Here is a 9024-nt window from a genome sequence, read left to right as displayed (position 1 = left end):
GGTAAGACCTCCCTGCTGCGTCGTTTCCATTCGCTCGAGATGATGGACCTCGATGAGGGCGGATACGGAGAGGTCGGCGGGGTGAACCGTTCGATGGGACGCCTGAGGACGAACTTCCCGAGGTCGGTCAGTACCTACCATCCCGCGGTCAGTGGCAGAGCCGGCGCAATCAGGTCTGCCTCCATCGGATTCTTGAGCCTATGGGGACCTGCCTTGCAAGTCCCGGCGGCGGATTCCCGATTTCGGCCGAACCTGCCCGCTCGTCGCGGTGTTTCGCGCCGTTCAGGAGGATCTCCCGACCGCGGGCCGCTCTCCCTGAAGAAGCCTCCGCAGCAGAAACCGGCGCTCGTCTGGAAGACGGGCCGATGCTCGGCGCCCGACGGGATTCGGGGGCGTCACTCCAGTTCCCGACGGCTTCCGCCCCGCACCGGCCATAGACACGGGTTCAGGGAATGGGTCTGCAGGCCGGTGCGCTGAATCCGGGTTTCAGCGGTTGGGTTGCCGGATTCTCCAGATATAGCTCGCCGTGAGGATGTCCAGCAGATGAACGGCTTCGCAATGAGGGGTGTCGAATCTTCCTTCGACGATTTGCTTGCCCTTGCCGCGGTGAACGGTCTCCACCGGGTAGACCGCCCAGCCATGAGGGCCGCATCTGGATTCGACGGCCCACTCGAATTCCGTGCGGGTCAGGTGTTTGACGACGATGCGCGCGCGGTGTTTCTGGAGACTGATGGATACCGTACGCCCCAAGGCCCGCAGTTCGTTGGAAAAGGCCTCGAGGCTCGGGACCACGACATCGGTCAAATAGGTCTGGCATGCTCGTTGATGCTCGGCCGTTGCGGCGTCCGGGGAGGTTTGTTCGAGCGTCCGGCTTCTGAAGAAGCGGTGAAGCTTCTCGCGCCAGTCCATTATCATCGAGACCTCCGCCGGCAACCAGTCGCCTTCCATGGATCAGCCGGCCGCTTTCAAAATGAAAATTTGTATTGCCGCAAAGAGAGAGGCGACCGGTGACAAGAAGGGGTAGCCACCAGCCGCCACTCCTGGTTTCTGGGACATGAAACTTGGGATTTCATATGAACCGGGAACCACTCCGGCCCACGAGCAGGATTAAACGCCTTCCGGATGAGAAATGCAATGTATTCTCATTGATCGGTGCGCGGGGAAGTGTCCGAGGCGCCCTCGCGGTGCTGCTCTGGCGGCTCCTGGAGGCATCTATCGCTTCAAGCCGCTCGGCTGTGGGGGCGGGTGCTTTGCCAGCGATAGGGAAGGTGCCGATGCCGGGAGTGAGGCGCTCAAAAGGGGTTCGGGGGTCCGTTTGGCCGTTGATGCCCTCACAGGCGGTGACAGATGCGCTTTCCTGGCATCGGGTCGCGAAAATCCGGCTGTCTTCCATGTCCATGGGAGTTCACGAGGCTGCCGCATCGGTCCGTCATGCATCCTTGTCGCGTTCGTCATGATGATGTCACTCTTGCGGCAGTAGGATGACGTTGGACCGCAGTTCATGCGGACCCTGCCATCCTGAAAATGAGCTCGAGGAGGTCGGAATGGAACGAGAAAAAGATAACTTTTGGTTCTATATTGGCGGCTTGATAGTTTTGGTGATTGCTCTCGTGTTCGTCTTCAAGAACACCCACAAGGAGGCGATTCCGGAAAAGGCATATACGGAAACCTCCAAGGAAATCGAAGAGCAGATCGCCAAGGCAAAGCAGCAGTAAAATCCCCGATCCCGCCTTAATTTGGAGGTGCAGGGAAGCGCCTTCCTTTCGGAAGATCAAAGCGGCGGCGGCTTGGGGTGTTCTCGACGGTTCACCCCTTCTGAGCCGGTGGCGACTCCTCAGCGATGCGCGGCACTTTCCGGGAAAGATGCGGCGCCGGCCTCGTCAGTGCCAGCCGCCGTAATTCCTGGTCGGATCGCCGCGAAAGCCCGAAGAAGTCTTGTCCTCGTCCGGCACGGAGGTGCTGAGCACGGCTGCGGCCATCAGGTTCTTGCGCGTATAGCCGCCCAGGGATTTGGCTTTCTCGGCTATGGCCGTCGTCAGAGGATTGATGTTGTAGCTGGTCAGCGATGCATCGGCGATGGCCAGCGTGAGTGGGGTTGCGTTTTCGGAGCCCATATCGGGAAGCACCTGCAGCAGGATGGGTAAGGAAGTGCCGGCGGGGATCACGATGGCATAGCGGTTGGTGTTTTCCAGTGTGCTGCTGGAAATCACACGGCCTTTTTCGTCGGTGGCAAGGACTTTGCCATGGGTGATGGCGCCGCCGTGGCCGGTGACCGTTCCGGCGAGTGTTACCGTCTTTTCGTATTTTTGTATTGACTCAGGGAGGGCGACGCCGTCATTCGATCGCTCGCCGCAGGCGGTCATAACAGCGGCCGAACCCAGCAGTAGCAGAAGTGCGCGCCCCCCTTTCCGGAAAGGGCCCCATGGAAGATCGTTGAAAATTGTCATTACCGTCTCCTCAAGTCATATTCTTCGCAGGTGAGACGCTTTTTTCGAGCGCATTCCACCGGGGACCGGTGGTGAAGCGATGCCGATGCGGTAGCCTGGTCAGCCGTGGCGTGGGCAATGGCTCGCCACGCCAATGATATCGCCGGGAGTGTTCGGAGGCACTGAAAACGGTGGGTTGGCGCGGCGTCGATTCCGGATCGGGGTTGACCACGCCGCGCAGGGAAATCGATCGGGAAAACGACTTCGCAAGAATCGATACTTGGCTTCGATCGTCGGGCGGCGAAGGCGGCGCCCCGGCCCAGAGTGAGAGCCCGGCTCGGAGTCCTGCGCCGGGGCGAGCGTACCGTAGCGGATCTCAGACGACGCCGAAAATCTTGCTAGCCAGCTCCTTTTGGGCGACGCGCTCGATCATGGTGTCCACAAAGGCCTCGATTCTGCGTTTTTCCTCCCGGCTGAGAGAAGGATAGGCCCGTTTGTACGCCGTGTTGAAGCCTTGGATGTCCTGGAGCGTGTACGGTGCGCGGATACTGGCGATGTAGCTCGAGACGTCCTGAAATGCTTGCGAGAACAATGGGATTGCCTGAACGGTATTCATGCGACGGACCTCTCTACTCCGGACCAGTTTGAGGATGACTGGTTGAGAGTCTATACCGTGCGCAGTAAATCAACAATGCGCAAAAATTTCCAATATATGTTTCCTTTGGTTAAACATTGATATAGTTGAGAACGTTTCTCTTTTGCGTTAACCTGTTTTCGACATCGGGACCAGTCGGCAAGGTCGTCGAGTGAATCTCTCGCCGTCAGTCCCGGTGTTCGGCGAGTTCCGGCCTCGTTTCCTGGCCGGAACGGCGTTTCTCTTTGTGGTGTGTCTGGGAAAGGAATGCCCCTCTTGGGACCCCGGCAGCGTCATTCGCCGCTGGGGCTTTTTTTTGACGGGACGACGAGCGAGGGAAGGTGTTGACGATGCGTGAGCCGCTCATTCCCTCATCCTTTGATGCATATGATCGGTTCCAGCCGGGCGACCAGCCGTGCTAGCCCGGCTCTGTCGGAGGCCTGCACCACGGCATGGACGTCCTTGTAGGCGCCGGGGGCTTCTTCGGCGACGCCCCGGTAGGAGGGGCTACGGATGAGGATGCCGCGCTCGGCGAGCTGGTCGATCACTTCCCGCCCCTGCCAGGTCCGGGTCGCCTGGTGGCGGCTCATGCTGCGTCCGGCGCCGTGGCAGGCTGAGGCGAAGGAGAGCGTCTCGCTCCCTGACGTGCCAGCCAGGATGTAAGATGCCGTGCCCATGGAACCGCCGATGAGGACGGGTTGGCCGGTTTCGGCGAATGCCGGCGGCAGGTCCGGATGGCCGGGCCCGTAAGCGCGGGTCGCGCCCTTGCGGTGGACATGGAGCCGGCGGCGCTTTCCTTCCACGAGGTGTTCCTCGAACTTGCAGGTGTTGTGGGAGACGTCGTACAGCAGTTCCAGCCGGGCCGCGGGCAGCACGCGGGCGAAAACCTGCCGGGTGAGGTGGGTGAGTATCTGGCGGTTGGCGAGGGCGCAGTTGATGGCGGCGCGCATGGCACCGAGGTAATCCTGGCCGACTTCCGATTCGATGGGCGCGCAGGCCAGTTCCCGGTCGGGCAGGGCGATGCCGTATCGCTTGGCCGCACCCTGCATCAGGCGCAGGTATTCGGTGCCGATCTGGTGACCCAGGCCGCGCGAGCCGCAATGGATGCTGACGACCACGTCGCCCTCCGAGATGCCGAAAGTTTGAGCCGATCCCGCGTCGAAAATCTCGGTTACCTCCTGGACTTCCAGGTAGTGATTGCCCGAGCCGAGGGTGCCCATCTCCGCCCGCTGGCGTTCCTTGGCGCGGGCCGAGACGTTTTCAGGCCGGGCGCCTTCCATGCGGCCGTGCTCCTCGATGCGGGTCAGGTCACGCGCCTCGCCCCAGCCCTGTTCGACCGCCCATTGTGCGCCGCCTTTCAGCATCGCATCGAGACCCTGGGCGTCCAGTCGGATCTTGCCGTGGCTGCCGAGCCCCACCGGAATGTCGGCGTAGAGGGTATCGGCCAGCAAGGTTTTCACCGGTTCGATGGCGGGGCGTTTCAGGCCGGTGAGCAGGGTGCGCACGCCGCAGGAAACGTCGAAGCCGACGCCGCCGGCCGAAACCACGCCGCCTGCGCCGGCATCGAAAGCCGCCACGCCGCCGATGGGAAAGCCATAGCCCCAGTGAGCGTCGGGCATCGCGTAGCTGGCCTGGACGATGCCGGGCAGTCCGGCGACGTTGGCAGCCTGTTCCAGCACCTTGTCGTCCATGGCGCGGATCAGCGCTTCGTCGCCGTACAAAACGACGGGTACGCGCATTCCGCTTTCCGGATTCAGGCGCCAGGTGCAGGCGTCGAGTCGTTCGAGACGGTCGATGTTCATGACGATCCTCCCGGTTACACATCCACCACGCACTGTGCTCGCCACCGGCCGCCCGCTTCGCGTTCGACCTCGAGTTCGGTGTAGGTGGCGCCTTTGATTTCCACCGCGGGCCGATGGCGCAGCGGGTCCAGCGGCTCACCCCAGGCGATGCCTTTGAGTCGGCCGCCGGCGATGTCGACCTGGAACCGCCCGAACACCATGTGTCGCACCGCCATTTCGTAGATGAGGGCGTTGAGCCAGTCCACCAGTGCCAGTTCCAGGTCGGCAGCCTCGCATTCCACTTCGACTTTTTCCATTTTCCGGACCGAAGCCGGGTCACAGATCACCGCCGACAGAGCCAGTGCCGCCTGCGCGAAGGCTTGTTCCGGCGTGGCGCCGAAGCCGCGCACGCCGATGTCGGCCATGTGCTCGAAATGCTCCCAATGGGGGGAATCGTAGTCTTTCATGGGGATACGTGCAGGCCGGTTCGGATTATGATCGGCATCGTAGCGAATTTACGGAAGCAACGACATGGGCGCCGAATCCACGGGACTGACCGCTCGTCTGCTCATCCTGCTGATGGTGGCGAACGGCATGCCCATCCTGCTGCGGAAGCTGCTGGGCGAGCGCTTCGGCTGGCCGGTGGATGGCGGTCGCCGGTTCCCGGACGGGCGGCCGTGGTTCGGTCCGAGCAAGACCTGGCGGGGGGTGGTCTGCGGCATAGGCGCAGCGGCGGTGGCAGCCCCGTTGCTGGGGCTGCCCTGGGAGGTTGGGGCTCTGGTCGGCGCGGCATCGCTGGCCGGAGACCTGTTGTCCAGTTTCCTCAAGCGGCGGCTCGGGATCGGTCCCAGCGGCATGGCGCTGGGTCTGGACCAGGTGCCGGAGTCGCTGTTGCCGCTTTTGGCGGTGCGGGAGCGCTTCGGTCTGGAATGGCGCTATATGGTCTGGTTCGTCATCGTGTTCATCGTCCTCGAACTCGCCTTGTCCGTCATCCTTTACCGCCTCCGCATTCGCAACCGCCCTTACTGAGCCGGTGACGCGAAAGCCGGTGGAGGGTGATTTCAGGAGGGCAGTTCAGGCGGATGTCCAGGATGGAAACGCCGGAGCCGGCCGAGGTGTAGCCTTGCATCCGGTGATAGCGCCAGTAGCCGCGACCGAAGGCACGGGGACAGCGGGCGTTCAGCGTCAGCGCAATGCCGCCGGGCAGGCAGATCTGGCCGCCATGGGTGTGGCCGCAGAGCATGATGTCGAAATCGGCGTAGGCAGCATGGCGGTACAGCTCGGGCGAGTGGGACAGCAGGATGGAGACGGCGCCTTGCGGGATCGGATCGGCGGCTTTTTCGATGTTGTCCGCCCGGTAGTAATGCGGGTCGTCGACGCCGGCGAGGAAGATGGATGCGCCGTCCTGGCGGATCTCGCGGGCTTCGTTGAGGAGTACGCCGATCCCCAAGTCTTCGATCTCCGGTGTCATGCGGATGGTGTCGTGGTTCCCGAGGATGGCGAACACCGGCTTGTCGATATGGGTGCGCACCTGCGCCAACCCGTCGATGGCGCCCCGGTAGGGCCCGAAGGTGCGGGCGCGGAAATCACCGGTCAGCACGCAGGCGTCGTAATGCCCGGCCTGGCCGATGGCGCGGATCAGGGCGTCCGGCAGGTCGCCGGCCATGTCCAGGTGCAGGTCGCTGATGTGGAGCAGGGTATAACCCTCGAAAGCTTCCGGCAGGTGTGGGAGTGTGAACTCGTTGCGGCGGATCTCGATGCGGCGGGCGGCGCGCTGGCCGGGCCGGTACAGGAGGCTCAGTTTGAGCAGGCGCCCCAGCAGGGTGTGCAGGCGGTTCCAGTTCTCGATATGGAAAAAAGTACGACCCTGTCCGAAGATGCGGGCCTCGAAATCGTGCTCGATGCCCAGCCGCTGGTTCAGATGACAGCGGCCGATCCGCCGCTCCAGCCGTGTGTACACATCGGCGGGGATCGGCGGGCAGGCAGGGCGATGCCCGGTCACGGCGTGTGTACGACCTGATCGAGCAGACGCGCCAGCCGGGCGATGGCGTTTTCCACGGACTTGAAGGTGTCCGTGGCATCCGTCGGGTTTTTGGCCAGCTTTTCCACCTTGCCGGCCGCCGTCGAAATCGCTTGTAATGCCTGCTGGTAGGTGGGGGCATCGGCGTTGAGCGAGGCGGCCACCAGGTCGATCTTTTGCTGGAAAAGCTGATCCAGCAGCTCGTCGCTTTGTTCCGCGAGTGCCGGCTTGGTGGTGCTGAGGGTTTCGAGCGCCTGGATGGTCTTCTGCAGGTCGGCAATCAGTCGGTCCATAGTCGGTAAGCTCCCGTGCCTTTATTCACGAAATTCGGTCCCCATGATGCCATGACGGAGGTTGTCGTGGACGGGGACGGTCGAGGTTATTTTGACGAGTTGAGTCCAATCAAGCAAAGGCACTGAATCAAGGAGAAAGCCGGTCATGAATTTGCCCGAGATACAGCAACGGTTGCGTGACTTCGCCGCAGAGCGGCATTGGGATCGATTCCATACGCCGAAGAATCTGGTCATGGCCTTGGCGGTGGAAAGTGCAGAGTTGATGGAGCACTTCCAGTGGCTGTCCCCCGAGCAGTCCCTGGACGTGCAGAGCGATGCCGACCTCAGGCAGGCGGTTGCCGAAGAGTTGGCGGACGTGGCGATCTATCTGATCCGGTTGGCAGACAAACTGGGGATCGACCTGGAGATCGCCATCCAGGACAAGATGCAGCGCAATGCGGACAAGTACCCTGTGTACCTGGCACGGGGCAACGCCGTGAAATACAACCGGCGCAAGACGCCCTCCGAGGAACGGAATCAGGAAGCCGGAACATGATCAAGACGCTCGACAACCAGGTGATCGCTCTGGCCGGCCTGGCCCAGGCCACACACCTCGTCAGGCAGATCGCCCAGCGCGGTAGCGCGGATGCCGGCGACATGGAGGCCGTGGTCCGCAGTGTGTTCGCGATCGACGCAGACGATGTGCCCTCCGTCTACGGCGGGGTGGACAAGATCAAGACCGGGCTGCAGATCCTGGACCGCCAGCTCGCGGGCTTCGAGCCCCCCGATGCGGAACTGGCGCGCTACGGCGCCACCCTGATCCTCCTGGAGCGCAAACTCGTCAGTGCCCCCCGCCTGCTCGAAACCCTGCGTACCGGCATCGAGCAGGTCAAGGAACAGGCGGAGTATTTCGGTGAACTGAACGATACCGTTTATGCCAACCTGGCCGACCTCTACCAGCGCACGGTGAGCCAGTTACGGCCTCGCGTCATGGTCAACGGCCAGCCGTCCCATCTCACCAACAGCACCAATGCCAACCGTATCCGCGCTCTGCTCCTGGCGGGCATCCGTTCCGTGGTGCTATGGCGCCAGTGCGGCGGCGAGCGCTGGAAACTCCTGTTCCAGCGCAGTGCCATGCGCAAGGAGGCGCGGCGGCTGCTTCAGTCCTCACAGTAGCGGCAAGACCGGGCCGCTTTTTCCCCGCCTACGGTTCGGCCGGCGCCGGTGATGCGCCGGTCTTCCCTTTTTGGTCGGCATGACCCAGGTCCCTGCCGGGGGCGACTTCATCCCGCACCAGGCGTTTCAGTTCGGAGATTTCCGGAAAGCCTCCTTGCTCCTTGCGCGACCAGATCCGCTTACCGTTAACCCATACCTCGAAGAGGCCCCCCGTCCCGGGTTTCAAGGTCAGTTCGCCGATTTCCTGGTCGAAGGTCGTCAACAGTTCCTGTGTCATCCAGGTCGCGCGCAATAGCCAGCGGCACTGGGTGCAATACAGGATTTCGACGCGGTTGTTCATGGTGTCTCCCGAAGTTTGTTGAAGTCCGGGTCGTGTGCGGGTGGAGGCGCTTGGTCCGTGGCCGCCGGTTCAAGCCGGTGGCGTGAGATTTTACCGACATTGGCCGGTGATGTGTCGTCAAGCCGGGGAACCGCCCGCTCCCGATCGCCGCCTGCCTCTTCGACCGCCAGGGTGTCCCGTTTGTCGCGTTCCGGACAAGGTCGGCCCGCCACGGCGGATTTGTGCTCCACGAAACACGCCCAAATCGTGTGGTAATTAAATCAAGGGGTTGTTTTTGCAGGGTATATGTTTCGTGGTACGCCGATTGCTTGGGTCTGATCGTGAGTGTCTACCAGTGTTCCGCACCGGGCTTTTCCAGACGGTGGGTAGCGAACG

The 9024-nt window shown here is 62.5% G+C and carries 12 protein-coding genes; 4 read left to right on the top strand and 8 right to left on the bottom strand.

The features are described from left to right. Nucleotides 1–486 precede the first annotated feature (486 nt). Entirely contained in the window at nt 487–915 is a 429-nt protein-coding gene (locus tag ACSHWJ_RS06865; protein ID WP_432539529.1) for a hypothetical protein, read from the bottom strand. 629 nt (nt 916–1544) lie between these two features. Between ACSHWJ_RS06865 and ACSHWJ_RS06860 the strand changes: the two genes are divergently transcribed. Then, a complete protein-coding gene (locus ACSHWJ_RS06860) occupies nt 1545–1715 on the top strand; it encodes a hypothetical protein (protein WP_187148244.1) in 171 nt (56 codons plus the stop codon). Between the two features lie 165 nt (nt 1716–1880). Here ACSHWJ_RS06860 and ACSHWJ_RS06855 read toward each other — a convergent pair whose 3' ends face one another. The 4 genes from ACSHWJ_RS06855 to ACSHWJ_RS06840 form a co-directional block, all read right to left on the bottom strand. Next, nucleotides 1881–2363, bottom strand: a complete 483-nt coding sequence (locus tag ACSHWJ_RS06855) for a hypothetical protein (RefSeq protein WP_143708433.1) — start codon at nt 2361–2363, stop codon at nt 1881–1883. A gap of 439 nt (nt 2364–2802) precedes the next feature. After that, nucleotides 2803–3042 carry a hypothetical protein gene (locus tag ACSHWJ_RS06850; protein WP_017366039.1) on the bottom strand — a complete coding sequence of 80 codons (240 nt, stop codon included), beginning with the start codon at nt 3040–3042 and terminating at the stop codon, nt 2803–2805. A 389-nt stretch (nt 3043–3431) separates the two neighbouring features. Next, nucleotides 3432–4862: an RtcB family protein gene (locus ACSHWJ_RS06845; RefSeq protein WP_432539528.1), complete on the bottom strand. Its 1431-nt coding sequence runs from the start codon at nt 4860–4862 to the stop codon at nt 3432–3434. Between the two features lie 14 nt (nt 4863–4876). Beyond that, on the bottom strand, nt 4877–5308 hold the full coding sequence (locus ACSHWJ_RS06840; protein ID WP_432539527.1) for an archease: 432 nt from the start codon (nt 5306–5308) through the stop codon (nt 4877–4879). 64 nt (nt 5309–5372) lie between these two features. Here ACSHWJ_RS06840 and ACSHWJ_RS06835 point away from each other — a divergent pair, with 64 nt between their 5' ends. Beyond that, entirely contained in the window at nt 5373–5870 is a 498-nt protein-coding gene (locus ACSHWJ_RS06835; RefSeq protein WP_017366042.1) for a CDP-archaeol synthase, read from the top strand. Here the strand turns inward: ACSHWJ_RS06835 and ACSHWJ_RS06830 are convergent. Both ACSHWJ_RS06830 and ACSHWJ_RS06825 read right to left on the bottom strand, forming a co-directional pair. Further along, the gene (locus ACSHWJ_RS06830; protein WP_432539526.1) at nt 5830–6843 is read right to left on the bottom strand and encodes a metallophosphoesterase; all 1014 of its coding nucleotides are present in this window, start codon (nt 6841–6843) and stop codon (nt 5830–5832) included. The two genes, ACSHWJ_RS06835 and ACSHWJ_RS06830, sit on opposite strands and share 41 nt — an antisense overlap. Then, nucleotides 6840–7154 (bottom strand): hypothetical protein, encoded by a 315-nt coding sequence (locus tag ACSHWJ_RS06825; protein ID WP_010959566.1) that lies wholly within the window; start codon nt 7152–7154, stop codon nt 6840–6842. The genes ACSHWJ_RS06830 and ACSHWJ_RS06825 overlap by 4 nt, the downstream gene beginning before the upstream one ends. 145 nt (nt 7155–7299) lie before the next feature. On the opposite strand from ACSHWJ_RS06825, the gene ACSHWJ_RS06820 reads away from it, so the two are divergent. Together ACSHWJ_RS06820 and hflD are read left to right on the top strand one after the other, a co-directional pair. Beyond that, the gene (locus ACSHWJ_RS06820; RefSeq protein ID WP_010959567.1) at nt 7300–7689 is read left to right on the top strand and encodes a nucleotide pyrophosphohydrolase; all 390 of its coding nucleotides are present in this window, start codon (nt 7300–7302) and stop codon (nt 7687–7689) included. Further along, complete coding sequence (gene hflD, locus ACSHWJ_RS06815; protein ID WP_010959568.1) at nt 7686–8309, top strand: high frequency lysogenization protein HflD; 624 nt, start codon at nt 7686–7688, stop codon at nt 8307–8309. The genes ACSHWJ_RS06820 and hflD overlap by 4 nt, the downstream gene beginning before the upstream one ends. A 28-nt stretch (nt 8310–8337) precedes the next feature. On the opposite strand, the gene ACSHWJ_RS06810 is transcribed toward hflD, so the two are convergent. Next, entirely contained in the window at nt 8338–8649 is a 312-nt protein-coding gene (locus ACSHWJ_RS06810) for a SelT/SelW/SelH family protein (protein WP_010959569.1), read from the bottom strand. Nucleotides 8650–9024 lie beyond the last annotated feature (375 nt).

This window comes from Methylococcus sp. S1M (assembly GCF_051295855.1).
GTDB classification, from domain to species: Bacteria; Pseudomonadota; Gammaproteobacteria; order Methylococcales; family Methylococcaceae; genus Methylococcus; species Methylococcus capsulatus.
Note: the sequence above shows the minus strand (reverse complement) of the source record. Positions and strands in the feature narration are given on the sequence as shown.

What these genes read in the sequence shown, in the direction of transcription:
- ACSHWJ_RS06850 (WP_017366039.1), bottom strand. Translation starts at nt 3,042, where the DNA reads ATGAATACCGTTCAGGCAATCCCATTGTTCTCGCAAGCATTTCAGGAC.
- hflD (WP_010959568.1), top strand. Translation starts at nt 7,686, where the DNA reads ATGATCAAGACGCTCGACAACCAGGTGATCGCTCTGGCCGGCCTGGCC.
- ACSHWJ_RS06810 (WP_010959569.1), bottom strand. Translation starts at nt 8,649, where the DNA reads ATGAACAACCGCGTCGAAATCCTGTATTGCACCCAGTGCCGCTGGCTA.
- ACSHWJ_RS06865 (WP_432539529.1), bottom strand. Translation starts at nt 915, where the DNA reads ATGATAATGGACTGGCGCGAGAAGCTTCACCGCTTCTTCAGAAGCCGG.
- ACSHWJ_RS06845 (WP_432539528.1), bottom strand. Translation starts at nt 4,862, where the DNA reads ATGAACATCGACCGTCTCGAACGACTCGACGCCTGCACCTGGCGCCTG.
- ACSHWJ_RS06820 (WP_010959567.1), top strand. Translation starts at nt 7,300, where the DNA reads ATGAATTTGCCCGAGATACAGCAACGGTTGCGTGACTTCGCCGCAGAG.
- ACSHWJ_RS06835 (WP_017366042.1), top strand. Translation starts at nt 5,373, where the DNA reads ATGGGCGCCGAATCCACGGGACTGACCGCTCGTCTGCTCATCCTGCTG.
- ACSHWJ_RS06860 (WP_187148244.1), top strand. Translation starts at nt 1,545, where the DNA reads ATGGAACGAGAAAAAGATAACTTTTGGTTCTATATTGGCGGCTTGATA.
- ACSHWJ_RS06825 (WP_010959566.1), bottom strand. Translation starts at nt 7,154, where the DNA reads ATGGACCGACTGATTGCCGACCTGCAGAAGACCATCCAGGCGCTCGAA.
- ACSHWJ_RS06840 (WP_432539527.1), bottom strand. Translation starts at nt 5,308, where the DNA reads ATGAAAGACTACGATTCCCCCCATTGGGAGCATTTCGAGCACATGGCC.
- ACSHWJ_RS06855 (WP_143708433.1), bottom strand. Translation starts at nt 2,363, where the DNA reads ATGACCGCCTGCGGCGAGCGATCGAATGACGGCGTCGCCCTCCCTGAG.